The sequence below is a fragment of the Parabacteroides sp. HGS0025 genome (genome assembly GCF_000969845.1).
Classification (GTDB): domain Bacteria; phylum Bacteroidota; class Bacteroidia; order Bacteroidales; family Tannerellaceae; genus Parabacteroides; species Parabacteroides gordonii.
The window spans coordinates 3,426,063-3,451,026 of the sequence record NZ_KQ033902.1 but is presented as its reverse complement, the minus strand read 5'-3'; the positions used below and the strand labels follow the sequence as shown (position 1 = coordinate 3,451,026).

Below are 24,964 nucleotides of genomic sequence, written 5' to 3'. Positions count from 1 at the left end.
GAATACCTATATTTGTTTGCATGAAATCATCGTTCAAATATATTATCCTCCTGGTGATCCTGTCGATGTCGGGTATCTTCGTCTATCAGCTGTTCTGGATCAGCGGGCTCTACCGTTCCCTGCAAAGGCAGAACCGGGAATACATCACCCAGGCTATCCGCAATGCCGACCATGTCGAGTTGTTCAGCCGTGCCGACTCTATCGGCAAGTTGGCCAATAAACGGCGGGAGACGATTTCTTTTGCCGATGACCTGGGCGGTACCGCCTTGACTACCCGTTTCCGTGACAGGGACTCAGTAGTTCCTCCCGTCCGGATCATCGAGGAGAGAGCCGGGATTCCCTATTCACAAGGTATAAGTGAGGAAATGAAGAAAGTCCTGCAATCCGGTAATGTCAAAGTGGGTGAAGACTTCAGTTCGCTGGGCGAGTTGGGATTGCAGATGCAGCGCAGCCTCCACGAAGTGCTCGACACGAACTTCCCGGTCGACCTTGTCCGGTTCGACAGCCTGCTGTCGGCCAACCTCCGGGAGAAGAACCTCCACCTACGCCATTTCACGGAGATACGGTCGCTTACCGACAGCACGGTCATTGCCAGCTCCGTTCCTGCCGGGGAAGACACCGGCCGTTACCGGTTATATACGTGGGAATATACCACCTACCATCCCAAGGCTTTCTACGTCTATGTGGAGTCCACCCGTATGGCTTCGCTGGCTGGGATGAGCGGGATACTCGTCTCCTCCTTCCTGATCCTGCTGATCCTGGCCTTGTCGTTCGCCTATATGATCTGGTTCCTGATTCATCAAAAGACGGTGGAGCAACTGAAAGACGACTTCACCCACAATGTCACCCACGAACTGAAAACACCGATCGCCATCTCCTATGCCGCCATCGAGTCGATCATCCATTACAACCTGCTCGACAACAAGGCGAAGGCCGACAAGTACCTGCATCTCTGCCACGAAGAGCTGGAGAGGTTGGGAGGCATGGTGGAACAGATACTCTCCATAGATCTCGAACCGGAGAAAGAAATGCGCTTGCAGAAAGAAACGATTCCGGTTGCCGGTATGCTGGACAAGATACGGGAGCAACAGAAGATCAAGTCGCCGCGTCCTTTCCGTATGGAGATCGATTGCCGCCCGCCGGATATCTCCCTGAAAGCCGACCGGATGCATCTGTTCAATATCCTGTCCAACATCATCGATAATGCCCTTAAATATACGCCCGGTGAGCCGGAAATACAGATACAGGTATCGGTCGAAGAAGGAAAGGTGCAGTTCCGTATCCGCGACAACGGCCCCGGCATTGCCGCAGAATACCAGTCGCATATATTCGATAAGTTCTACCGGATACCGGGCGAACGGCGCACGGCCGTGAAGGGATACGGGATCGGCTTGTTCTACGTCAGGACAATGGTGGAGAAGCACGGGGGAACCATCACCGTCGAAAGCGTGCCCGGGGAAGGCTGCTGTTTTATTATCATTTTACCTCAATAACCGGAAGATATGGATTATATATTATTAGTGGAAGATGACGCCTCGCTGGCGATGATCATAAAAGACGCCCTGGAGGAAGAGGGTTTCGGGGTACTTGTCGGACGTGACGGGTTAGACGGGATCGGGCAGTTCTTCCGGCAGTCGCCGGCACTGGTCATTGCCGACGTGATGATGCCGGAGATCGACGGTTTCGAAATGGTTCGCCGCATACGCCGTGCCGACAAAGAGGTGCCTGTCCTTTTCCTGAGTGCCCGGTCGAGTGTGGACGATATCGTGCAGGGGTTCGAATTGGGTGCGAACGATTACCTGCGGAAACCTTTCAGCCTGCGTGAACTGATAGTCCGCGTAAAGGCCCTGATCGCCAAAAACAACCCGGAGTCTGTTCCCGCCACTTTCCATGAGATCGGGTTGTATACCTTTTTCCCTTCGCGGCAGATACTGGAAATAGCCGGGGAGGAGGCGGAGCTTTCGTTCCGGGAGTCGGAGTTGCTGAAGATGCTTTGCGAAAGCGGCAACCATCCGGTAGACAGCAAAGACATCCTGTTGAAACTTTGGGGCGACGACAGTTTCTATAATGCCCGCAGCCTGCATGTCTTCGTCACCAAGCTGCGCCATAAACTGGAAAAAGACCCCCGGATCAAGATACTGAATGTCCGGGGGATCGGGTATAAGCTGATCAGATGACAGGATGGTTCCCACTGCCGCCATCGCTACTTCCGTCTCCTTCAGGATCAGGGCTGTCAGGGCTATGATGGTCAGGAAGGGCGTGATCCGGATGGCAGTGCCTCCCGTTGCCTTTTCCGGGAAAGATGATCTTTACGACGGAAAGGATGAAATCGAAAATTACTTTGAGTGTTGACATAAAGAGGTTGATTTATCGGTCGTCAGACCGTAAAAAGGTTCTCGATAATTTGATTGTCTGCTTGTTAATGAGTATATTTACGTATTGTAAAACAAGCAAAAACTAAGAGTTATGTCCGACAAGAAACAGAACTTCAAGCGTGTGTGGGGCTACCAGGAGCTGGCCCTGTTATACTTTCCCGACAGCAAGCCCGAATGTGCTTCCGTGCAGTTGCGGCGCTGGATCAAACTGAGTGACGAGCTGACCTCCCGGCTGACGGCCTGTGGCTGGAAAGCCGGAAGGAAGGTGCTTACCCCCAAGCAAGTGGCTTGTATAGTCGATCATCTGGGGGAACCTTAGGCTACTCGATCACCGGCCTGTCGTCTTCGCCACCGCCATCTGCCGGCGGGGTGGAAGGCGTTGCGCCGCTGGTGTAGCGCTCCGTCTTGAAGTTGTCCGCCATCTGCTTGAGCAGCTTGCCGGGACGGAAGAGGATGCGCCGGCTTTTGATCATATTGGCGGTGAAGTCCTTTTCGGTAGCCGCCCCTTTGCTTCCCAGCACAGCCTGGATATATCCCAGTTCGCCGAGTTGCACGGTCTGCCCCTCCGGTAGTTTCTGTTGCAGGACATGCATGATGCCGTCGAGCACGAGTTTGACATCACCCGCAGTAGCCGCCGAGCGGTCTGCAATAATTTCACACATCTGGTTGGTGTCGCACATACCTGTCGAACTGCTTACCGCATACACCAACTTGCCGTCTTCCGGCGCATCCTTACTCATGTCCTTCCTCAGGACTAAACGATATTTTACTGCCATGATTAGAAATGTTTTAATAGTGAATAACTTTGTTGCCTGTTGTAATATTACACTACAAAGCTACGACATGGCCGATGCGGGCAGTTCGGGGGTGTTCGGGTGGGTTGGCTTGTGTTTGGATAATCGTGTTATTTAATGCGTTTAGCTAATTTAGCAGGTTCACGACGGGTATCCCACATATCTGCAATTTGTATGATACCTTTATTTGTTATGTAATATATTAATTTGAAGTGATCGTGTATGATAAGACCCCGGTAACTACGTTTACGGTTCTGAAGTAATGGCTCGGGAGGGCCTAGTAAAGGATTTTTAGATAAACGTTTTTCATAGTCGCTTAGTTGCCTGTAAAAGCGTATCGCAATGCGTTCACCGAATAAATCGACACATTGGTTGATGATAATATCTAATTGTAGTAAGGCTTTGCGAGACCAGTTTATTTGCATAACCAGGGATATTTTTTCTCTAATATGTCATGTACCTGTTCGCTTGTATAAACCCTTCCGGCATCAATATCGTTTTCTGCTTCGTCTATGCGGGCATTTAATTCATCCAGGGTATATTGTGATTGTAAGAGTTGTTCCGCAGCATCACTTAATCCATAGGACACTATGGGTTCATTGATCGTGGAGCCGGAAGTTTCTTTCACCTTATGGGAGTAATTCTTTTTTGTCATGGATTTGGTTCCTTTCTTTATTTGAATGATTGTTTCCACAAAGGTAATCAATTATATGAATTTAATACTGTAGGGGAAGAAAAACTTTTCCCTTCCCTCAAAACCACCTCTCCCCAACCGCTGCCGTGCGGCAGGTCTGGCGGGTGATTTCGGTGAGGAGGCGGAGCTGGTTGCCGAAGGCGTGGAGGAGGGGCGGACGGGAGGATGCCGACTGGCAGTGGAGATGGTTGCGCAAACGACGGGCGGAAGCCATGATCCTTTCCTCGTAGTATTCGAGACAGAGGGTGTGGAGGACAGCTTCGGGCGACAACATATCCTCCGACTCGAGCATCCCTTCCGGCACACCGGGCACGTCGGGCAGCGGAGGAAACAGGGCGGGCAGGAGCGACCGGAGGAAGGAGGCGAAGACGGCAAGCTCCGGCGGGAAACCGTATGAGGTGTCGTCTGTCGTCCCCGTGCCGCTGCGTAGCTGAGCGAGGGAGAGGTGTCGGAGCAAGTCGTTGTAGTCGCTGTCGGGGAAGGGCATGTCGTCCGCTTCGAGCATCCGCGTGAGGTGGGGAGCAAGCGAGGGGTAGCGCAGGCAATATCCCAGCAGGCGGCGGGCACAGAACCGGCCTTCCGCCGTGAGGTGGCGGATATAGGTGCGGAAATCCGTTTTCCCCAGGCGGCGGAACAGTTCGTCGGGATCTTCGGCGGTCGGGATCACGAAGGGGCGGACGGTGAAGCAACCTTTGCGTTCGCGGGCAATCTTTGCGGCGGCATTACGTCCGGGGAGGTCGCCGTCCAACAGGAGATAGAGGCCGGAGGTATAGCGGGCGAGAATCTCCGCCTGCCCGTCGGTCAGCGCCGTGCCGCAGAGGGCGACGGTGTTGCAGTAACCGGCCGCGTGCATGGCCAGCACATCCTTGTAGCCCTCTACCAGGAAGACGAAGCCCGCCCGGCGGATCGCCTCGGTGGCACGGTGGATGCCGTAGAGCGTGCGGCTCTTGTCGAAAAGCGCGTTGTTGGTGGTGTTGATGTATTTCGGGGAGTCGGAGGCGATAGCAGCCGGGGAGTCGCCATCCCTTCGCCGTGCCCCGAAACCGGTCAGGACACCTGCTGCGTCGTAGATCGGGAAGATGATACGTCCCCGCATGGCACGGAAAGCGTCGGGCACGAAGGACGGGGCAAGCCCTACACCGAAGTCGAGCCAGGTGGGCGACAGTTCGCTGTGGCCGGAGGCGAAAGGGAGGAGGGAGCGGAGGAAAGTCCGTTGTTCTTCGGATAGTTTGTCGGGATGGCTGTGACACACCCTCTGCCTCCTTTCGGGAGGGGAAACAGATACCTTTGCGTCGCTATCGATAAGCTTATTTGTGCTGTGTGTTTCTCCCCCCAGCTTCTTCACCGCCTCTGCGAACGAGCACCTTTCCATCCCCATCACCAGCCCGATCACATCGCCGCCCGCCCCGCAGGCATGGCATTTGAAGAACTGCCTGCCCACATGCAGCATGAGCGAAGGATGGTGGTCGTCGTGAAACGGACACAGCATCTTAAAGTTTGCACCTGCCTTCTGAAGGCTTCCGTAACGTGCCGCCACCCGTTCGATCGGGTTGGCGGCTTTCAGTTGTTTAGTGTTCATAATGAATTGTTTTTATACGCATAAATCTGTGTCAGGCAATTATTGTAGCGGAAGCGGACTTCGCCGGTGGCTCCGTTGCGGTTTTTGGTGATGAAAAGCTGGCCGACGCCCCGCATATCTTCCTTCGTGGCCTTGTCGTAGTATTCCTGGTAATGCTCGGGACGGTAGACGAACGCGATACTGTCGGCTATCTGCTCGATCTCGCCCGAGTTGCGCAGGTCGCTCATCACCGGGACATGGTCGGTGCGCGCTTCGCAGTTGCGGTTGAGCTGTGCCAGCAGGAGACCCGCCACACCGGCTTCCATCACCAGGTTCTTGATGCGGCGGCACACGTCGCCCAGTGCCAGATCCATCGTGTCTCTCACCTCTCCCCGGGCGGCGGGGTTGATCTGTATCAGGTTCAGGTAGTCGATGACGATCAGGTCGAGTGCCGTGCGGCGGTGCAGCGCCATCGTCTTGGCACGTATCTCCTCGAAATTGCAGCCGCTGCAATAGTTCAGGAACAGCGGCAAGCGGTCGAGCTCCTCGCTGGCCGCACCCAGCCGGGCACGCTCGTCGGCATTGAGCAACTTAAACCGCAGCTTGTCGGGTTCCACCCCGCTTATCGTGCAGAGCAGGCGGCTTATCAGTTGGCGTTCGGTCATCTCGAGGCTGAAGAAACACACCCGTTTCCCTTTCCGTGCCGCCGCCAGTGCCATGTGGAGCGCCAGTGCCGTCTTTCCCATCGAAGGACGTCCGGCCAGCACCAGTAGCTCCCCTTTGAAAAGGCCGCCCAGCCCGCGGTCGAACTCGTCGATACCCGTCGTCACCTGCAATTCTTCGCCGGCGGCACGCGCTTTTTGTTCACCGTAGATCTCTTCCAGCACCCGGCGGCTCACCTCTCCGGCCCGGCGGGTGGTACTGCTCACGGCAAAGAAATCCTCCAGCTTCTGCACCCCTTTGTGGATGCCGCCCAGGAGTGTCACCACGTCGACGGCCGGGTCGTGCGCCTTCAGGGTATGCTCCTGCATGTCCGCACAAAGGCGGCGCAACACCCAGCAACGGATCACCGAGGCGGCATAGGTACGGATATGCGCCGCGTTGCGCACGGTCAGCATCCGGTCGGCGATGAATCCGAGGCCGTTGAGTTCCGCGGCCTGTGCAGGGTCGAGCAAGCGCATTTCGTTTTCGATGCTCAGCATGTCGATGTCGGCTTCGCGGTCGTGGAGGGCGGTCATGGCACGGTACACCAGGCGGTAGGCGGGGTTGACGAACATGTCCGGCAGCAGGCGTTCGGCCACGTCGGCAATGGCTCCGCTCTGGGCGATAACGGCCATGATGACGGCCAGTTCCATCTCTTCCGATGCAGGGATCGGGGCGGGTAGGGGTGGCTGGAAAGTGCTTTCTTGTTTCATAATCATATTTGTTTATGTGTTTGACATTAATCAGCGAGACGCGGGTAATAAATCCTTGCCGCCACCGGGGCGGACGGTTTGCCCGGCAAGACGGGCGGGAAAGTGAGGGGTGTTTTCATCATGTCATCGTAGCGGACGATGGTCACCACCGTAAAGCGGGAAAAGTACCTGGTAGTTACCAGCCCGTCGTTGGTTAACAGTTCCAGCAATGTTTTGACACAACTGCGCGCAATGCCCGTTTTCTCTTCGATCGTCCGGTAGGTCGTCACCCATTCGCCCCGCTTGCAGGGGATACAGAGCTTGCCTACCTTGATTATTCCATCAGCAAAATAGGCATGGTAGAGCAGGCAAAGAAATAATTTGCCGTGTAACCGCGCAACTGCATTGTCGGAGTAGATTTCTTCCAGAATGTCGTTCGGTACTTTCATAAAACCTCTTGAAAGTAGCTTAAGTGATTTAAGTTTAGATTGTTTCATGTCGATGTTTTTTATAGGTTATACATGTTGTTTATTTTTACGGACGATCTCACGGACGATCATGGGACGATAAAAATTGTTTGTAAGTATTCGTCTTTCTGTTCGTTACGAGCCTTTCGGAAAGGGGCTTCGGACGATCTTCGGACGATCTCACGGACGCTCTCTTAATATAATAAGACTTATTTCTCTATAAAGACATAAAAGGGCATCTGCTTTTCGTTTTCAAAGATACAACGGGGGATAGCTACTCCGTATAACCCGATTTTGGAAAGGTAAGAGTTTGGTTGTTAGTTGTGTAGGTTTTGAAAACAGGCTCCTGCGTACAAAAAACGGTAATTATGGTCGGCAAAAAAAGTAAATAAACACCTCTCCCGGATTAAATACTAGATATTCTTTGTGATATGCTTTGCCAACTCTTCAACCTTTATGTAAATATCCCCATATTCCGGTTGTGGATTTTTGAGTCGGTTGACCATCCCCGCCTGGTCGTAGTCCGTATCGAGGATGCAGACCAGTATACATGCAAGCCGTTTGATGGTCATATTGCCCAGGTAACCCGCTTTACGTGTGGCGTTCATCATTTCGATCAGGAATTGCTCCCACACCTTGGTTTGTATGCGCAGATGATCGGGTAGAACCTCACTGCATCCGGAGTTGGAAGCCAGTTCGCGGGCATAGGTCTCGAAAAATTTATTTTTAAAGGCTAACAGTCTCTTATTCGGATTCTTAAGGTGTAGAAGGTGGTTGGCCGTCTCGTTTAGTACCTTTTTTCTGTCTGTTTGATGCTTCAGATACTTCTGGAAAAGAGCGAACGTTGGTTTGCTCTCATTGAAAAAACTTATTGTTATTGTCTTTTTCATGATATGTAAAATTGAGGGAGAGGCGTTTGGTATGAATTTGTCATCTGTTGTCGACAGATACGATGTTTTTTGGCCTGTTTGACGAAAAGATTGATTGTTATTGCTGATTTGTCTGTTTTCACTATTGTGTCACTGATTTGTCACCGAAGTATTAGCGTAATAACACTATTATGTTGAGAATATAAGTAGCATATGTTACTGTTTTTATTTGTATATGTGACGGCGTGATATATAAGCCATTAACTGCAAATGTAGTTTATTTTTTATTTTATTTGTGCTATATAGAAACTAAAATTGAAAATGGTTATAAGGCGTTTTTGGAGGCGTTTATAAAGAAGGGAAAAAGGGGTGAGTCTTGTAAGAACTACGATATTTTCTTATTGTAAAAAAATTATATTGATATAATCTGCTGATTTTATATCATTTACAGTACGCATATAAATTTACAATAAGAATCGGGTATCAACTCGGTATCTTTGTCATTAATATAAATTCAATAATAAATGCTTATCGAGCGATTAAAATGGCCTTTTTTCTACTGAAATTGCCATTCCCGTTGTTTTAATTAAATGATTAATATTTTATATAACAGTGCAAACATAAGTAAAAAAAATAAATAAAACAAGACCTTATTCAAATAATTTATTACTATAATACCTTGAAATCCTGCATTTACTATCATTATCAACCTTTTTTACACTTAATCTGTGTGTTTACAGATATTTTCAATAATGTGTTAAATGTATGTAAAAATAAGAATCCGTTCCTATTCAATTGACGTAGTTCTTACAAGACTATGTTGATAAAACATTATAGTATAAATTTTTTATGTTAATCTGAATTAAACAAATGTGTCTATGAAGAAGCGATTTACAATGACCTTGCTATTCTTCTTTGCAAGTATAAGCATGGTGCTGGCTCAGACAGTGAAGGTGACCGGATCGGTGACCTCGGGCGATGACGGTGAACCGATTATCGGTGCCACTATTCTGGTAAAAGGGACAAGTATCGGTACGATTACCGATCTGGATGGAAAATTCTCCCTGGATGTTCCTGAGAAAAACAAAATTTTACAGATTTCCTATGTCGGTATGACTATGCAGGAAGTGGCCGTAAAACCGCATGTAACGGTTGTCCTTCAATCGGATGTGAAAAACCTGGAAGAGGTGGTCGTAACGGCTATGGGTCTTAACCGTGAAAAAAAATCACTGGGTTATGCCATCCAGGAGGTGAAAGCGGACGAATTGACGAAAGCCGGTAGTGCCAGCCTGACCAGTTCGCTGAGTGGTAAAGTGGCCGGTGTACAGATCAACCAATTCGGTGGTACGGTGGGAGCCTCTTCACGTATATCCGTGCGTGGTAACTCTTCGCTTGCTGCCGATCAGCAGCCGCTTATCGTGGTGGACGGTATCCCTATTGCCAACGATACGCAGCGTACGGGTGATAATGCCTATAATGGAGTAGACTACGGTTCGGGTCTGAATGATATCAACCCGGAAGATATCGAGTCGATCTCCGTATTGAAAGGTGGATCGGCCGCCCTCTACGGTATGCGTGCAGGTAACGGTGTTATCCTGATCACGACCAAGTCCGGTAAAAACGGTAATGGCGTGTCTGTTTCTTATGATATGAATGTGACAATGGACTTTGCTGCCAACCTTCCCAAGTTGCAAAACTCATACGGCCAGGGACATGACGGTGATGAATACCATTGGAAAAACGGTTCGCACGCTGACCTGAGCTATCAGGATTATGCAACTCAATATGGTTTCGATTATTCCAAGGGTGTAAATACCGGTTACGACGAATCATGGGGTCCTCGTCTGGATGCAGGGCTGAAAATCAGCCAATACGATAGTAACGGGGAGTATACCGACTGGGTATCCCGTCCTAACAACGTGAAAGATTTCTTTCAGACCGGAGTTTCTATGAACCACATGGTTTCCGTACAGGCTAAAGGCGAAAATGTAACTACACGCGCCTCTCTTTCTTATCGCGACCAAAAAGGTACCGTACCTAATACCGACCAGAAGAAATATTCCGGTCAGGTAAATACGGATATGAAACTAAACAAATACATCTCTTTCAATCTTTCTGCCAGCTATACCCGCACAAAGAGCGATAACCTGATCGGACAGGGATACGGAAGTAACAACCCGATCAACTCGCTGGTGGCATGGACTGGTCGCCAGATCAATATGCAAACCTTGAAAGACAACTGGAATCAACGGGATGCCAATGGCGATTATACCTATTATAACTGGATCGATGCTTATCACATGAATCCCTATTTTACAGCCAATGTAAATACGAACAGCTTGCAGCGCGACCGTATTTTCGGTAAGTCTTCTTTGTTCTACCAACCGTTCGACTGGTTGAAGTTTGAAGGACGTATCGGTATGGATTACTATAATATGCAGACATTCGAACGTCATTATTTCGACCGTGGCGACTGGCCCGAAGGCGCTTTCTACCAGCAGGCAACGAAAAATACGGAATTGAATGCCGACTTCCTTGCAACAGTGAATAAGACATTCGGCGATTTTAACCTGAGTGGTGTATTGGGTGCCAACTATCGCGATCTTAGTTGGGAGACTAGTAAAATCGGTGCAGACGCATTAACCGTGCGCGGTGTTTATACAATGGCCAATGCGAAAGGTACTGCCGTTGCAACAATGGATCATAGCCATATCCGTTCGAACTCTATTTATGCGAATGCTTCATTGGGATGGAAGAGCCAGTTATACCTGGATGCCAGTGCACGTAACGACTGGAGTTCTACCATACACGATTCGTTCTTCTATCCTTCGGTTAGTTTGAGTTGGATTCCTACCGCTTCGTTTGAAAACTTACAGAATGATATCCTTACTTTCTGGAAGTTGCGCGGTGGTATTGCACAGATTGGTTCGGCTACATCTGCTTATCGTAATAGTTATTACTATTATGCCGAATCATCTTCTTACAATGGTGTGGCACAGATGTATAAGAGTTACACATATCCTAATTACGGCCTGAAACCGGAAAGTATTACGACCTGGGAAGTAGGTACCGAAGTCGGCTTGTTCGATGACCGTTTGCATTTCGACCTGGCTTACTATCAGAAACAGACAAAAGACCAGATTCTGTCGGTTTCAACCTCCAACGTAGTCGGATTTGCAGCCATGTTGGTGAATGCCGGACGAATCGACAACAAAGGTGTCGAGCTTCAAGTAAGAGGAGACATTTTCCGCAGTAAGGGTGACGGTTTCAACTGGTCGACTACACTAAATTTTGCGAAAGACAGAAGTAAGGTAGTGGAACTTTATAATGATCCGGAAACAGGCAAGCCTTTGCTCGAATCGTATGGCATGGGTTGGACATGGGGTATCGATACCCAGGCACGTGTCGGTGAAAAATGGGGTGCCCTGGTAGGTGAAGGATATGCCCGCGTAAGCGAGGAAGATGTTGCGGCCGGCAAGGCTACAGCCGACCAGATCGGTGCGATCAAACTGTATACAAACGGTACTCCGCAGAAAGAAGCTTCGAAAATTATCGGTAATGTAACGCCCGACTTCCTGATGGGATGGCGCCATGACTTCACTTATAAGAATTTCGGATTCGGCTTCCTGCTCGATTTGCGTATCGGTGGCGATATCTGGTCGCAGACTATGAGCCACTCTTATTCAGCCGGTGTGGCCAATGTAACAGCTGAAAACGGTATCCGCGAACGTGCTATCGTGGCCGGTAAGGATGTAATGACCGAAGAACGTTTCGTGATTCCCGATGCCAACGGTAAGTTTGTGGAAAACAATTTTGAAACCGATGCATATACCTGGTTCAACTCTAACGGTAACGCTGAAACTTATGTGTTCGACGGCTCTTTCCTGAAATTGCGCGAAGCATATATTTCTTACGACGTGCCTAAATCGTTCCTGAAGAAAACCAAATATTTCAACCGTGCAACGGTTTCCCTGATCGGTACAAACCTGGCGTTGCTTTGGGTACATTCTTCCAACAAGTTGCGTCTTGATCCGGAAACGGGTGGTGTGTCCAGCGATAGCCGCGGTGTAGGTTTCGAACAGGCTTCTACTCCGAATTCACGCAGTATAGGTTTTAAATTAGGTCTGACATTTTAACTGAATAATAAACAGGGTTATGAAGAATAAATATAAAATATGGGCACTCTCGTTAGCGATGATTGCCACAGGATGTACAAGTTCGTTTGATGAAATAAATACCGACCCGGATGCTTATACCCAGGTACCGTTTACGAATATGCTGGGAAATATCATTCGGAGGACTGCCGATCAGTATGGGGGCGACCTGGATATCGCCCAGTGGGCAGGTTACGTTTCCGAAATACAGTATTTGAACGATTACAGCGGGTATATACCTTCCAACAATACGTATGGCAACCGCTGGTACCAGTCATACTACGGCCATGTGCAGTTGCAGGATATCCTCGACCGTACGGAAGATGCACAGGAAGCGAATAAGAATATGCGCAATGTTTGTATCACGTTGCAGAATTACCTGATGGTGATGTGTACCGATTGTTTTGGCGATATTCCTTATTCGGAAGCGTTCAAAGGGGCTCCGGAGGCCGGAAGCGTGTTGAAGACTCCTTATGATGCACAATCGGAAATCTATCCGAAGATATTGGCGAACCTGAAAACGGCTGCCGACAGCTGGGCTTCCGGAGTAGGCACCGACGATCTGGGGGATGGCGACTTCCTGTATAAAAAGGATGCTGTAAAGTGGCAAAAGTTCTGTAACTCGTTGCGTTTGCGTATAGCGATGCGCATTTCGGGTGTATATCCGGAGGCACAAGCTGTTGTCGAAGAGATCTTCGGTAATCCGACGGCTTATCCTTATATTACGGAATGTGCGGATAATGCTTATTTCTGGTGGCAGGGTTCGGGCAGTTATTTCGAACGTTATTACAATAACTTCCGTACGCGTGATGACGATGGTATGTCGTCGATCTTTATCGACCACCTGAAAAAGATGGACGATCCGCGTATTGCCACATTTGCCAAGCCAGCGAAAGCGGATGGCGAATACCGCGGTTTCGAGAATGGTGCAAAGGATGCCCCGAAATCGTTGGACGATATATCCCGCATGGGAGCGAAGTTCCGTGAAGATCCGGCCGGTTTCTCTCCGTTCTACCGTGCCTGCGAGAATTATTTCATCATGGCGGAAGCTGCGTTGAAGGGCTGGAAGGTGCCGATGACTGCTGCCGATGCGTATGAAAAGGCCGTTCGTCTTTCTATGGAAGATAATGATATCGATACAGCTGCTGCCGATGCTTATCTGGCAGGAAAAGGAAAATGGAACGGTTCGTACGAACGTCTGTATTTTGAATGGTGGGTGGCTTTGTTCAAGCAGAATATCGAAGCTTGGTCGCTATACCGCCGTACAGGTTATCCGACCTATATCCATACGGCTGTTGCTGCGGATGGCGTTACGCCTCAGTATCCGGGTGCACGTTCTGCTTATAAGGGAATCCACAATGATGTTCCTTTCCGCTTCCCGTATCCGCAGAACCAGTATCTGTACAACGAAGCTAACGTGACTGCCGCCGCTACAGGTATTCAGGATTATGTCTGGGGTAAGCAGATGTGGTGGGATACCCGTACCGGTGTCAAATAGCATTAACCAACCAAACACATTTATTAAATCAACAATAGGGTTACAACAACCCGTAAGTCCAAAACCAGAGAGTAATTAAACAAAGACACATTATTTTAAAACCAGGATGGACAGTGATGTTCGTCCTGGTTGATTTTTAACCTTAAATTAATTTGCTTATGAAAAGTTCTTGGCATGTAATATATATTATTACTTTAATAATGCTTTTCAGCATTTTCGGGTGTAAAGCTCAAGATTTCCATCTGGTTGATGAAAAAGTATCGGGAAACACTATTTTTCTTACTCCGAAAGGAAAATCAATGCCTGTCCTGAAAGCGGAGGGGTATACGTGGGGGTTTGAGTATCCCTTTAAGATTGAGAATGTAAGAAATGAAGCTGTTATTTTTTTCAGGATATTTGAACCGTTAACATCTTCGGAACGTGACATAATGAGAAAAGTGTATGCGGAGATCATCTTTACAAACGAGCTAAAGATGAGTTATTACGACATTGCTATCCCTAAAGAATATCGTGATTTTTTTCTTGCTAGGGAGCAAAAGTTAGTTCAGTGGGTTGTAGAATCTTTTTCTGATATGTCAAAGGACCGGAAGGAGTTTAATATAGTGAATCCTGATACATTTGAAGGAAGCAGTTTTATGGTACATATACGCGGTTTTTATATACATGCAAGTGACTTGCTTCCGGAGAACGGGAGCAGATAGAACTCCGTAGTGAGAAAGTGCGGAACCTGATCGGTCAGATTCCGCCTTTTCTTATCCAATGGGGAAATACTATTTTGGTAATTATTTTGGTGTTGCTGGGTATTGCCTGTTGGGTGATTGTAAAATGAAGCCGGGATAATCAATTAACAATTGCAGGCTTATTAATGTCTTCTTTGAATGTTACCGGAATAGTGTATTTAACTATTTGGTATTCACGGTACTGTCTTTTGTTGTATCCTTCCGGAACATCCTCGAATTTCCAGTCGGTTGTTTCACGTGCTTGATTTTTTCCAACCGCCCAGGCCGGCATTTCACTGAGAAGGCGTATGGCTTCTTTATCCATTTCCGGGTACTCGTTTCCGCCACGTATGATTTTTATATTATCGACCATACCGAATATATTTATATCGACACTACAAGTCAGGCGTTTGCTTATTCCACTTCCTTTTAGTGATTCGGGGTAACGGATATTCTTTTGCATATATTGGAGCAACATTCCCTGACCACCGGGGAATTCGGGCATACACACAAATCTACCCTGTCCAAAGATGTATCTGTTGTTCTCCCGCCATTCTATTTCTTTTATCATATCCTCTTTTCTTTTCCTATGATATGCCCGATAAGCGTTCGGGGAAAACTTGATGGACAGTTCGTATTTATACGGAACCGGTTTCCCGTCTCTGACGGCTGGTCGGATTCTGGGAAACGACTGAATAATACGAATTGCTTCTTTGTTCAATAGGGAGTGGGCCTTTTGTAATAACTTGATATTCTTTGTTTCTCCATCTTCGGTAATTGTGAATTTGCACGTAACAGTTCCTCCGGTGTCTTCTTTCAATAGGGAAGGGGGATAGATTGTGATCTCATTGATTATAAGATTTACATCATCAGGAAATGTTGGTGGCATATCACCTTTCGGGATTGCTGTAGGACGTTTATACTCCGGCTTATCACTACTGTGGGATTGTGTTATAGCGCCTGTATTAGTGATGGATAAAATGACTAATAACAGGATAGCCGGTAGGAATGATGTTCGTTTCGTTTTCATGGCCCGGATAGTTTAGATGTCTTTTCCAAAGATAAGAAAAAGATTTGTTATAAACACTTCTGGGCCATGAATTTTCTACATCTCTATCACTTTCCCTTCTTTCCTGCTCCTCTCCGCCGCAAACGCGATCAAATGGCTTTCGAGCGACTCGTCGAGCGGGGTGCTCATCAGGCTGGCATCCTGTCGGCGGATGGCTTCGATCCAGTCGCGGATCATGCCGGCATCGCCGCCGCCGTGGCCTACGCCTTCGTAGTTGAGGGCGTCTTCGGCGTTGGCGTTGTATGTTTTCGAGACGCCGGTGGCAAAGTCGGTGTGGGTGAACGTCTCCATATCGCCGACGATGTCGCCGCGTGTCCCCATGATACGCGTACGGCGGCCGCCATAGGAAGTGAACCCCTCGATCGAGAAGTTGACCGTTACGCCGCCTTCAAATTCCATCAGCATCATATAATGGTCGGGCTGGTTGTTCTCGCAATGGTAGACACATTTGCCGTACGGGCCTGTCTTCAGGTTTTCGAGGATCACGTCACCCTGCTTGTCCGGGTCTTCCGGGAGGTCGAAGACGTACAGCCAAGTGCGGTCGCGGTAATAGATTTTCAGGGCGGAGAAGGGGCAGGACGCTTCAGCCGGACAACCGTCGGTACAACGGGCTGGAGCACCTTCGGGGGCGTTGCCGGCCTTGAAATGCGACAGGTCACCGAAGGCAACTACTTTCTTACAAGGTTTGCCGATGATCCAGTGAAGGATATCCAGGTCGTGGCTCGATTTGGCCAGTACCAGCGGCGTACTCGCTTCCGCATTGCGCCAGCTTCCGCGTACGTACGAATGGCTCATGTGTACATGTTCCACCGGCTCGAAATGCTGGATGCTGACCAGGTCGCCGATCGCTTTGCTGCTCACCATCTCTTTCAGCATCCCGAAATAAGGCGAATAACGCAGGACGTGGGTGAGGCCTACGATCTTTCCTTTTTCTTGGGCATAAGCTACCAGGCGGCGGCATTCCTCGTCGGTCTGCGCGATCGGTTTTTCGAGTAGGATGTCGTATCCCAGGTCGAGCGCCTTCATGCAAGGGGCGTAATGCAGATGGTCGGGCGTGGCGATGATGACGGCATCGGCAAACCTGGGACGGCTGAGTATCTCTTCCCAGGTGGCGACGCGATTTTCCCGGGGGACATGGTATTTGTCACCGTATATGTTGCGGCGCAGTTCCACCAACTCGGCAATACCGGTGATTTGCAGGTCGTCCGGATGTTCCAGTGAATAATCGCCGTACAATTTACCTCTTCCGCTGGCTCCCAGAACGATGGCTGTTACGGGAGTGGTCTTTTCTGTGTTCATGGTCTGAAAGATATAATAGATTAATATTTTTCAAATATAGGATAATTTCTTTATAAACCGTTCATATGGCAGTTTATCAGTCAATTTTTAATGCCTGGCAGCTAACAGTGTGATGATATGGAGTGTTACGTTCCTTTGTAACAAAAAGGTAAATGTATCTTAATTTCTTTGTTGCGGTTTTGTAATATGGCACCTCTACATTTGCAGCATAATTTAATAGATAAAAGAAATCGTTATGAAAAAGAGTTTAGTGTTATTAGTTGTTTTATTGGGTACTTCGTTCTCTATGCTGCATGCCGTGACAGTTGCCGATGGAGATAACGACAAGGCAAGCAAAGCAAATGTGGAAGCAGCTCCTGTCGAAACGTGGGAGTTCTATTCTGCCGTGCAGGAACCTACTGCTGAAGAACTGGCTAACGCAAACAATCATAAGTTCGGCAAAGAGGTCGGATGCTTGTACAATGCGTTCATGGATATGTATGTAGTCAAAGAGGAAATAGTACCGGGCGACCCGTCACGCCGTACGGTGATCCGTAAACCGGGTATCTATAATGCCGTCCGTTCGATCGAGAAACAGCTGAACAAAGATGTGAAGAGCAAGAAGCTGACGAAGGAAGAGGCGTCGGACGAATTCGCCAATGTGCTGAAGATCGCCCTGGCCGCTATCGACTCCGATACCAATACGTTTGAAGAAGCCCTCCAGGGTAACAAGAAAGACTCGTCGCGTCTGCTGGCTATCTTTGATAACGTCAAGCTGAAAAGCCTCTACTAATTTTCCCCTCTCTACTCCCCATCCCCTTATATTTTAGTGGAAACGAATGTTTTAGGGCAAGTCCGAGACCTTGCCCCGGGACTTCGTGCATGTACATCAATTAATGTTTATATATGAAAAGCAAATTTTACTTATTGATTTGTAGCTTTCTGATTTGTTCGACTCTGGCCTTTGCCCAAGCGGTGAAAGTGACCGGGACGGTAACAGACAAACTGGGCCCCGTGACAGGAGCCGCAGTAGTGGTTAAGAATTCAGTTGTCGGAACCGTAACGGATATAGATGGTAATTACGAGATCGAAGCACCGAAGAACGGTACGCTGGTCTTTTCTTTCGTAGGATATGAAACGGTGGAACGCCCGATAGGCAACCTGAAGGTTATCAATGTGGAAATGTCGGACGACGTGAAGCTGATCGACGAAGTGGTGGTGACTGCCATCGGTATCAAGCAGCAGAAAAAGAAACTGGGATACACCACCCAGCAGGTGAGTACCGAAGCGTTGGAGCAACCCGGTACGGTTAACGTGGGCAACGCCCTTTCCGGTCAGGTGGCAGGCCTGACGGTCAACAATCCTACCGGCATGTTCCAGGCACCCAGCTTCTCCCTTCGCGGCAAGACGCCGCTGATGGTGGTGGACGGTATTCCTGTCGAGTCGGATTTGTTCGATGTCTCTCCGGAGAATATCGAGAGTATCAACGTGTTGAAAGGGACGGCAGCGGCTGCCTTGTACGGTTCGCGTGGTAAAGACGGGGCGATCCTGATCTCTACGAAACTGGCTAAGGAAGAAGGGCTGGTGGTCACTGCAGGTATCTCCAGCATGGTGACAGCCGGTTTTACGGTATTTCCTGAGACACAGAACGAGTTCGGTTCCGGCTCGAACGGACAGTATGAGTTCTGGGACGGTGCCGACGGTGGTATCTCCGATGGCGATATGACCTGGGGGCCTCGCTTCGAAGGGCAGAAGATCGCCCAGTGGAACAGTCCGATCCGCGACAAGCAGACGGGAGAGGTGATCCCCTGGTGGGGAGATGTGGCCGGATCGGTTTACGACGACCGTACCCGCTACGAGCGTGTGCCGACCACCTGGGAAGCCCACGATAACCTGAAAGACTTCCTCCGTACGGGTGTCATCACCAAGGCTACTTTCTCGGTGGCGAACAAGACGAAAAAGGCGAACTACAATTTCAACGGCGACTTCTCCAAGCAACGCGGGCAGGTTCCGAATACCTCTATCTATACAGGCGGTCTGAACTTCAACAGTATGTTCAACCTGAGCAATACGGTGACGTTGTCGGCCAACCTGTCGTACAACAAGGTCTATTCGCCCAACTATCCCCGTTACGGCTACGGCCCGAAGAACCATATGTACACCATCCTGCTCTGGATGGGTAACGATGTGAACGGCAAGGATTTGTCCGAACATATGTATCGTCCCGACTCGGAAGGTACACGCCAGGCAAACTACAACTACGCCTGGTACAACAACCCCTATTTTGCAACCAACGAGTTGACCCAGAAGCATGACCGCAACACGACGAACGGGCAGGTGAAACTGAACTGGGACGTATTGTCCGGCCTGACTGTGCAGGGGCGTGCCGCCGGACGTCTGGAGAACACGTTCGAAGATATGAAAAGCCCGAAGTCGTACATGAACTACGGCGACTCCCGTAACGGTGATTACAAGACCTGGAACACCGACCAACTGAATATCAATGCCGACGTCCTCGCAACCTATACGCAGGCGGTGAGCAAAGACTTTGCTTTCACGGCCAACCTGGGAACCTCCCTCTATTACCGCCAGATACGTAAGGAAGCGCAGGCAACGGACGGTCTGATCGTTCCGAAAGTGTACAACCTGGGTAACAGCCTGAATCCGGTGAGCGCAACGAACTCGATGAACGAGAAGGCGATCGAAAGTATCTACGGCTCCGTTAATATCGACCTGTTCGAGTCGGTCTTCCTGACTTTTACCGGACGTAACGACTGGTCGTCCACCTTGTCTGCGGCAAACAATTCTTATTTCTATCCCTCCGTATCCATCAGTACGTTGGTGAATGAGTATGTGAAACTGCCCTCCTGGATGGATTACCTGAAGGTGAACGGGGCATGGGCGCAGGTGTCGAGCGACCTCGATCCGTATGCTTTGCAGGCCACCTATGCGAAAGGTATCCTCTACGGAAGTACGCCTTCGGTGACTTATCCTAATGCAGTGACCGATCCCTCGGGTTCCGGTACGGTTACCGCCCTGGTTAATCCGGATATCCTGCCGCAGAAGACCTCTTCTTTCGAAGTGGGTATGTCTACCTCATTCCTGCATAACCGGCTGGGATTGGATCTGACCTATTACCGTATGCTGGATGAGAACAGTATCATCAAGTTGCCTATATCCGAAGCATCCGGTTTCCCTTACCGTTTCGTCAACGGAAATGAATACACGACAAACGGTTTCGAGTTGATCGTTAGTGCAACTCCGGTGCAGAACAAGAACTTCACCTGGAATCTTTCCACCAACTGGAGCAGCAACATCCGCAAGCTTACGAAGATCTACGGCGGACAGGAGAAGTTCGGCGACCTGAAAGTGGGCGACCGTGCAGATGCCATGTACGCTACCGAATGGGAAAAGACTCCCGACGGGCAGCTCATCCTCGACAGCAACGGTATGCCTACCCAGAGTGCCTTCAAGACCCACGTAGGCAACCAGTCGCCCGACGTGCGTTATGGTCTTCAGAATACATTCAAGATAAAGAATTTCACGGTCAATATCGATATAGACGGGGCGATCGGCGGTACGCTGATCTCTACGACGACCCAGAAGATGTGGTGGGGCGGCAAGCATCCCAAGTCGACGATGTACCGTCAGGAAGAATACGACAACGGCGGCAAGGCGATCTATGTGCCGGAAGGGGTGAATATCGTGAGCGGCGAAGTTACCTACGATGTCAACGGGAATATCCTCTCCGATACGCGCCAGTACAAGAAGAATGAGACGGCTGTCAATATCCAGACCTGGGCGCAGAACTATCCCTACCGTGCCGTGGTACGCACCGCCGAAAGCGAATTGTTTGCCAATACATTCAACCGTTCTTACCTCAAACTGCGCCGTGTGGCTGTTTCCTACGACCTGAAGAACCTCTTCGAGATGAACAAGATCAAAGGACTCGAAGTAACCCTCTTCGGTAATAACCTGGGAGTATGGAAAAAGACCCCGTACCTCGATCCCGACTTCGGTGCAAGCGACAGCGACCTGCAAGACCCGTCGGCACGTTATATCGGTATCAGCGCATCAATCAAATTATAATCACAGATAAAACAATGAAGAAGTATCTAAAATATATCGTTGCCGGTGCCGCATTGGCGTTTACCTGCAACTCCTGCATCGACCTGGAAGAAATGAATATCGACCCGAACAACCCGACAACCACCGATCCGGCGTTATTGCTCACCGGCTTGTCGTTCACCACGTTCGAAGAGTCGAGCGCTTCGGTCTGCCATGCCACGAAAATGTTGATCCTGACTTCTGGCGAGAGCACCTACCAGGTGTACAAATGGACACGCGGCGGTTTCGATTATTATAACAACCTGCGCAACGTGGCGAAGATGAAGGAAGAAGCCGCCAAAGGCGACCAGACCGCTTATGAGGCATTGGCTCTTTTCTTCGAAGCCCATTATTACTACATGCTCACGATGCAGTTCGGCGACGTGCCTTGCAGCGAAGCCATGCAGGCGGAAACAAACGGCTTGTACCAGCCTAAATACGACTCGCAGGAGACGGTACTTGCCACGGTGCTTGCCAAACTGGAAGAAGCGAACACCTTGCTGACCGACAATAACAGTATTATAAGTGGAGACATCATCTACAGCGGCGATCTGATGAAATGGCGCCGCCTGGTCAACGCCTACCGCCTGCGTGTCCTGATGTCGTTGTCGAACAAGCAAACCGTAGGCAGCCTGGACGTGAAATCGACCTTTGCCCGTATCTCGCAGAACGAACCGCTGATGACAAGCGATGCCGACAACGGTCAACTGGTCTTCCTCGATCAGCAGGACGACCGTTACCCTTACTTCAACGACAGCGACTTCGGTTCGGGACGTTATATGGACTCTACCTATGTGGCTGCTCTGGCTACCCGCAAAGACCCGCGCCTGTTTGCTTTCTGTACCCAGACCCCGGCTGCGGAAAAGGCCGGCCTGGCTATCGACGATTTCTCTTCCTACGATGGGGGAGACCCTGCCATTGCCTACAGCCTGGTGAACGACAAGGTGACGCTGGGCGGTTGTTCCAAGCCGGCCACCCGCTATTACCAGCATGCGACAAACGAACCGATGATCCTGCTGGGCTATACGGAGCAGCAACTGATCCTGGCGGAAGCCGTCGTGCGTGGTTGGATAACGGGTGACGACCGGGCTCTTTACGAGTCTGCCGTCAAGGCTTCTTTCCGCTTTTATGAAAAGTATGCACCCACTGTGGCCGGTTACCTGGATGAAGAGGCGGCCGCGGCTTACCTGCAAGGCGAGAAGGTGGCTTACAGCTCTTCGCTGACAAAGGATCAGAAGATAGAACGTATCATCCTGCAGAAATACATACCGACCTTCCTGCAAGGCAGTATGTGGATGCCGTATTACGACCAGTTGCGTACGGGTTATCCCGAATTCCGCAGGGCTGCGGGCGTAAACCTGCCTTACCGCTGGATGTATCCGCAGAACGAATATAATAACAATGCCGCCAACGTAGAGGCCGCCCTGCAATCGCAGTTCGGGGGCAACGACCGGACATCCGACAAACCGTGGTGGATTAAATAAGTTATAGTGAAATGAATAGAAAAGAATTTTTACGGACATCGGGGCTTTTGCTCCCGGTGTCTTTTCTGGGAATATCCGGTACGAAAGCAGCCGAAAAGGAAACGGCAAGCGTAACAGGTGCGACAGGCGCTTCTTATCTGGATAGCCCGTTGTATAAGGCACATGCCGGCAAACTGAAGTTCCGTGCGGACGGTACGTTCAAGATCGTACAGTTTACCGACATCCACTGGGTGCCCGGCAATCCGGCTTCAGAAGAAGCAGCTGAACGCATGAACGAAGTGCTGGATGCCGAAAAGCCCGACTTCGTGATCTATACCGGCGATATCGTATTTGCCAAACCGGCAGCAGAGGGTTTCCGGAAAGCTTTCGAGCCTGTCATCTCCCGCAATATCCCGTTTGCCGCTACGCTGGGTAACCATGACGACGAGCACGATATGACCCGCCGCGAGATCTATACCTTTATCAGTGAAATGCCGGGAAACCTGACCGGAACGGTGGAAGGTATAACCGGAGTAACAAACTTTATCCTTCCCGTCAACAGCTCGGACGGTTCAAAAGAAGCCTTTCTTCTCTATGGCTTCGACAGTCTGGCCTATTCTGTAAAGGAGGAGACGAAAGGTTACGACTGGATCAAACCCGATCAAATCGACTGGTACAGGAAGAGCAGTGCCGCCCTGACCGCAAAGAACGGGGGAAAACCGCTTCCTGCACTGGCCTTTTTCCATATCCCGGTGCCCGAATATAACCAGGCTGCTTCCGACGAAAATACGTTGCTGATCGGCATCCGTAAAGAGAAAGCCTGTGCTCCCTTTGTCAATTCCGGACTGTTCACGGCAATGCTGGAAGCAGGCGATGTAATGGGCACGTTCGTCGGCCACGATCACGTAAACGATTATGTGGCCAAATGGAAAGGCCTCTTACTGGGCTACGGACGTTTTACCGGAGGCAAGACCGTCTACCATGATGTGCCCGGAGGAAACGGCGCCCGTGTATTCGAACTGACGGAAGGCAAACGCTCTTTCAAGTCATGGATACGCCTGAAAGATAACAAGGTCATTTCATCCATCCATTATCCGGCAGACTTTGTGAAGGGTGGGGATACGAATCCGTTCGGCTAGGCATGTAGGAATAGTTTCACTAGGGAGAAACAACTGTTTCATGCCGATGGAACAACTGTTTCACCCTAATGAAACAACTGTTTCAAGCAAGGGAAACAATGAAACTATTCCTGACTGGTCTTTGCTGTCAGCTGAAGCCAAAGGAACAATGCTCCCGGAACCATAATAATCGCAGCCGATGCCAGCAATGCGACCTGCAACGAGTACATATCGTTCAGCCAACCGATAAACGGTGCGATGGCTGCAAACATCAACCGGATGATAAAGTTACGGATGGAGAGGACGGTAGCCCGCATCTCCGAAAACGTCATCTGGTTGATATATCCTTTTAATATAGGGGTGGCAAACCCTCTGATCACATAGAATACCATCAGGATCGCCAGTCCGAAATAGGTCAGGTTGAAAGCCAGGGCGATATAACCGCCTGCCACGAAAGTAAGGATCAGTATCCCCATCTTCTTAGGCCCGAAGTAACTGTCTACCCGGTCTGAATAAAGGGCGGCAATACCTACCGTCAGGTTCAGCACTGTCCAGATCACACCGAACCACGAGGTCGGCGTTTTCATATACATCAGGTAAGGTTGCACGAACCAGGCCATTGTCAGCGTAGCAGCCCCGATAATCCCCGAAAACATAATGTTATAGCATAACCGCCGGTTGGTGACAAGGGAATATTTGATGATCCGCACGATCTCATTCATAGGGCTTTGTATCTTGCTTTTTATCTTCAATTCCTGCAAGGCAAAGGCCGCTGGAATACCGCTGAAAGCAATGAGTGCCTGTGCATAGAACGGGTAACGCAGCGAATAAGCTGCCAGCAATCCACCGAAGATACCGGCAATGGCCTCCGCAAAATTCCCGATCATCGTGATCCGCCCCTCATACCGCAGGTAAAGGTTTTCCTTTTTGTATTGCACGGTCGTATCATACAACAAAGCAGAGTCCGCCCCATTCACCAGCGTCTGCCCAGTCCCCAGCAGGATTTCCGCTATAACGAATGCTGCAAAAGTGGAAGTAAACGAATAGCAGAGATATCCGAAGAAGAAAAGAATACACCCCAGTATCAGGCATTTGCGCCGTCCCCACACATCCGCCAGATAACCCGAAGGTATCTCCAGCGCCACGGCAGCGATCGAATAAACGCTCTTCAATATAAATACATCCTGCAATCCCAGCCCGTGATCTTCATAGAAAAGCACGATGATAGGCATCACGAGGGTAAACCATTTGGATAGTTTAATAATGTATAGTGCAAGTATGTTTCGTTTCATTTGGCTGTTTCTTTTCTTATCGCACCGCAAAGATACAATGTTTTGATTTACCCTTATTATTTATTGCCAGTTAGTAAAAAAGTTCTTACTTTGCGACAGATTTAGACTACTAACA

At 49.6% G+C, this 24,964-nt stretch carries 21 protein-coding genes; 10 read left to right on the top strand and 11 right to left on the bottom strand.

All coding sequences use genetic code 11. The annotated features are described in order from the left end of the window. Nucleotides 1-20 precede the first annotated feature (20 nt). The gene (locus HMPREF1212_RS13625; protein ID WP_046149721.1) at nt 21-1,493 is read left to right on the top strand and encodes a sensor histidine kinase; all 1,473 of its coding nucleotides are present in this window, start codon (nt 21-23) and stop codon (nt 1,491-1,493) included. A 9-nt stretch (nt 1,494-1,502) separates the two neighbouring features. Beyond that, the gene (locus HMPREF1212_RS13620) at nt 1,503-2,177 is read left to right on the top strand and encodes a response regulator transcription factor (RefSeq protein ID WP_046149720.1); all 675 of its coding nucleotides are present in this window, start codon (nt 1,503-1,505) and stop codon (nt 2,175-2,177) included. On the opposite strand, the gene HMPREF1212_RS26995 is transcribed toward HMPREF1212_RS13620, so the two are convergent. Next, nucleotides 2,170-2,355, bottom strand: a complete 186-nt coding sequence (locus HMPREF1212_RS26995; protein WP_157317015.1) for a hypothetical protein — start codon at nt 2,353-2,355, stop codon at nt 2,170-2,172. The genes HMPREF1212_RS13620 and HMPREF1212_RS26995 overlap by 8 nt on opposite strands. Nucleotides 2,356-2,466: 111 nt before the next feature. Between HMPREF1212_RS26995 and HMPREF1212_RS13615 the strand changes: the two genes are divergently transcribed. Beyond that, on the top strand, nt 2,467-2,694 hold the full coding sequence (locus HMPREF1212_RS13615; RefSeq protein ID WP_028726768.1) for a DUF4248 domain-containing protein: 228 nt from the start codon (nt 2,467-2,469) through the stop codon (nt 2,692-2,694). Between the two features lies 1 nt (nt 2,695). Here HMPREF1212_RS13615 and HMPREF1212_RS13610 read toward each other — a convergent pair whose 3' ends face one another. The 7 genes from HMPREF1212_RS13610 to HMPREF1212_RS13580 form a co-directional block, all read right to left on the bottom strand. Continuing rightward, nucleotides 2,696-3,151, bottom strand: a complete 456-nt coding sequence (locus HMPREF1212_RS13610; protein WP_046149719.1) for an HU family DNA-binding protein — start codon at nt 3,149-3,151, stop codon at nt 2,696-2,698. A gap of 128 nt (nt 3,152-3,279) precedes the next feature. Then, nucleotides 3,280-3,594, bottom strand: a complete 315-nt coding sequence (locus HMPREF1212_RS13605; protein WP_052725000.1) for a type II toxin-antitoxin system RelE/ParE family toxin — start codon at nt 3,592-3,594, stop codon at nt 3,280-3,282. Next, the gene (locus tag HMPREF1212_RS13600; RefSeq protein ID WP_147337558.1) at nt 3,585-3,863 is read right to left on the bottom strand and encodes a hypothetical protein; all 279 of its coding nucleotides are present in this window, start codon (nt 3,861-3,863) and stop codon (nt 3,585-3,587) included. Before HMPREF1212_RS13600 ends, HMPREF1212_RS13605 begins: the two co-directional genes overlap by 10 nt. 58 nt (nt 3,864-3,921) lie before the next feature. After that, complete coding sequence (locus HMPREF1212_RS13595) at nt 3,922-5,442, bottom strand: CHC2 zinc finger domain-containing protein (RefSeq protein WP_052724999.1); 1,521 nt, start codon at nt 5,440-5,442, stop codon at nt 3,922-3,924. Further along, nucleotides 5,439-6,836, bottom strand: a complete 1,398-nt coding sequence (locus HMPREF1212_RS13590; protein WP_046150389.1) for a replicative DNA helicase — start codon at nt 6,834-6,836, stop codon at nt 5,439-5,441. Before HMPREF1212_RS13590 ends, HMPREF1212_RS13595 begins: the two co-directional genes overlap by 4 nt. A gap of 26 nt (nt 6,837-6,862) precedes the next feature. Then, nucleotides 6,863-7,312, bottom strand: a complete 450-nt coding sequence (locus tag HMPREF1212_RS13585) for a hypothetical protein (RefSeq protein ID WP_157317013.1) — start codon at nt 7,310-7,312, stop codon at nt 6,863-6,865. Nucleotides 7,313-7,695: 383 nt separating this feature from the next. Next, nucleotides 7,696-8,172, bottom strand: coding sequence for a hypothetical protein (locus HMPREF1212_RS13580; protein WP_046149718.1), 477 nt, complete (start codon nt 8,170-8,172; stop codon nt 7,696-7,698). Between the two features lie 857 nt (nt 8,173-9,029). On the opposite strand from HMPREF1212_RS13580, the gene HMPREF1212_RS13575 reads away from it, so the two are divergent. From HMPREF1212_RS13575 to HMPREF1212_RS13565, 3 genes are all read left to right on the top strand, one after another. Continuing rightward, nucleotides 9,030-12,287 (top strand): SusC/RagA family TonB-linked outer membrane protein, encoded by a 3,258-nt coding sequence (locus HMPREF1212_RS13575; RefSeq protein ID WP_046149717.1) that lies wholly within the window; start codon nt 9,030-9,032, stop codon nt 12,285-12,287. A gap of 19 nt (nt 12,288-12,306) precedes the next feature. Then, nucleotides 12,307-13,803: a SusD/RagB family nutrient-binding outer membrane lipoprotein gene (locus tag HMPREF1212_RS13570; protein WP_046149716.1), complete on the top strand. Its 1,497-nt coding sequence runs from the start codon at nt 12,307-12,309 to the stop codon at nt 13,801-13,803. 158 nt (nt 13,804-13,961) lie between these two features. After that, entirely contained in the window at nt 13,962-14,504 is a 543-nt protein-coding gene (locus HMPREF1212_RS13565; RefSeq protein WP_157317011.1) for a hypothetical protein, read from the top strand. A 139-nt stretch (nt 14,505-14,643) separates the two neighbouring features. On the opposite strand, the gene HMPREF1212_RS13560 is transcribed toward HMPREF1212_RS13565, so the two are convergent. Together HMPREF1212_RS13560 and HMPREF1212_RS13555 are read right to left on the bottom strand one after the other, a co-directional pair. Next, nucleotides 14,644-15,552, bottom strand: coding sequence for an energy transducer TonB (locus HMPREF1212_RS13560; RefSeq protein ID WP_046149714.1), 909 nt, complete (start codon nt 15,550-15,552; stop codon nt 14,644-14,646). 75 nt (nt 15,553-15,627) lie between these two features. Further along, nucleotides 15,628-16,890 carry a Gfo/Idh/MocA family protein gene (locus HMPREF1212_RS13555; protein WP_046149713.1) on the bottom strand — a complete coding sequence of 421 codons (1,263 nt, stop codon included), beginning with the start codon at nt 16,888-16,890 and terminating at the stop codon, nt 15,628-15,630. 235 nt (nt 16,891-17,125) lie between these two features. Between HMPREF1212_RS13555 and HMPREF1212_RS13550 the strand changes: the two genes are divergently transcribed. From HMPREF1212_RS13550 to HMPREF1212_RS13535, 4 genes are all read left to right on the top strand, one after another. Then, nucleotides 17,126-17,662 (top strand): hypothetical protein, encoded by a 537-nt coding sequence (locus tag HMPREF1212_RS13550; RefSeq protein WP_028726757.1) that lies wholly within the window; start codon nt 17,126-17,128, stop codon nt 17,660-17,662. 113 nt (nt 17,663-17,775) lie between these two features. Further along, nucleotides 17,776-20,958, top strand: coding sequence for a SusC/RagA family TonB-linked outer membrane protein (locus HMPREF1212_RS13545; protein ID WP_046149712.1), 3,183 nt, complete (start codon nt 17,776-17,778; stop codon nt 20,956-20,958). Between the two features lie 14 nt (nt 20,959-20,972). After that, nucleotides 20,973-22,460, top strand: a complete 1,488-nt coding sequence (locus tag HMPREF1212_RS13540; RefSeq protein ID WP_046149711.1) for a SusD/RagB family nutrient-binding outer membrane lipoprotein — start codon at nt 20,973-20,975, stop codon at nt 22,458-22,460. An 11-nt stretch (nt 22,461-22,471) separates the two neighbouring features. Next, nucleotides 22,472-23,578, top strand: coding sequence for a metallophosphoesterase family protein (locus HMPREF1212_RS13535; RefSeq protein ID WP_082099882.1), 1,107 nt, complete (start codon nt 22,472-22,474; stop codon nt 23,576-23,578). A 104-nt stretch (nt 23,579-23,682) separates the two neighbouring features. Here the strand turns inward: HMPREF1212_RS13535 and HMPREF1212_RS13530 are convergent, their stop codons facing one another. After that, nucleotides 23,683-24,849, bottom strand: coding sequence for an MFS transporter (locus HMPREF1212_RS13530; RefSeq protein ID WP_046149710.1), 1,167 nt, complete (start codon nt 24,847-24,849; stop codon nt 23,683-23,685). Nucleotides 24,850-24,964: the final 115 nt, after the last annotated feature.

Coding starts and splice junctions, on each gene's coding strand:
- HMPREF1212_RS13625 (WP_046149721.1), top strand. CDS start 21: ATGAAATCATCGTTCAAATATATTATCCTCCTGGTGATCCTGTCGATG.
- HMPREF1212_RS13620 (WP_046149720.1), top strand. CDS start 1,503: ATGGATTATATATTATTAGTGGAAGATGACGCCTCGCTGGCGATGATC.
- HMPREF1212_RS26995 (WP_157317015.1), bottom strand. CDS start 2,355: ATGTCAACACTCAAAGTAATTTTCGATTTCATCCTTTCCGTCGTAAAG.
- HMPREF1212_RS13615 (WP_028726768.1), top strand. CDS start 2,467: ATGTCCGACAAGAAACAGAACTTCAAGCGTGTGTGGGGCTACCAGGAG.
- HMPREF1212_RS13610 (WP_046149719.1), bottom strand. CDS start 3,151: ATGGCAGTAAAATATCGTTTAGTCCTGAGGAAGGACATGAGTAAGGAT.
- HMPREF1212_RS13605 (WP_052725000.1), bottom strand. CDS start 3,594: ATGCAAATAAACTGGTCTCGCAAAGCCTTACTACAATTAGATATTATC.
- HMPREF1212_RS13595 (WP_052724999.1), bottom strand. CDS start 5,442: ATGAACACTAAACAACTGAAAGCCGCCAACCCGATCGAACGGGTGGCG.
- HMPREF1212_RS13590 (WP_046150389.1), bottom strand. CDS start 6,836: ATGAAACAAGAAAGCACTTTCCAGCCACCCCTACCCGCCCCGATCCCT.
- HMPREF1212_RS13585 (WP_157317013.1), bottom strand. CDS start 7,312: ATGAAACAATCTAAACTTAAATCACTTAAGCTACTTTCAAGAGGTTTT.
- HMPREF1212_RS13580 (WP_046149718.1), bottom strand. CDS start 8,172: ATGAAAAAGACAATAACAATAAGTTTTTTCAATGAGAGCAAACCAACG.
- HMPREF1212_RS13575 (WP_046149717.1), top strand. CDS start 9,030: ATGAAGAAGCGATTTACAATGACCTTGCTATTCTTCTTTGCAAGTATA.
- HMPREF1212_RS13570 (WP_046149716.1), top strand. CDS start 12,307: ATGAAGAATAAATATAAAATATGGGCACTCTCGTTAGCGATGATTGCC.
- HMPREF1212_RS13565 (WP_157317011.1), top strand. CDS start 13,962: ATGAAAAGTTCTTGGCATGTAATATATATTATTACTTTAATAATGCTT.
- HMPREF1212_RS13560 (WP_046149714.1), bottom strand. CDS start 15,552: ATGAAAACGAAACGAACATCATTCCTACCGGCTATCCTGTTATTAGTC.
- HMPREF1212_RS13555 (WP_046149713.1), bottom strand. CDS start 16,890: ATGAACACAGAAAAGACCACTCCCGTAACAGCCATCGTTCTGGGAGCC.
- HMPREF1212_RS13550 (WP_028726757.1), top strand. CDS start 17,126: ATGAAAAAGAGTTTAGTGTTATTAGTTGTTTTATTGGGTACTTCGTTC.
- HMPREF1212_RS13545 (WP_046149712.1), top strand. CDS start 17,776: ATGAAAAGCAAATTTTACTTATTGATTTGTAGCTTTCTGATTTGTTCG.
- HMPREF1212_RS13540 (WP_046149711.1), top strand. CDS start 20,973: ATGAAGAAGTATCTAAAATATATCGTTGCCGGTGCCGCATTGGCGTTT.
- HMPREF1212_RS13535 (WP_082099882.1), top strand. CDS start 22,472: ATGAATAGAAAAGAATTTTTACGGACATCGGGGCTTTTGCTCCCGGTG.
- HMPREF1212_RS13530 (WP_046149710.1), bottom strand. CDS start 24,849: ATGAAACGAAACATACTTGCACTATACATTATTAAACTATCCAAATGG.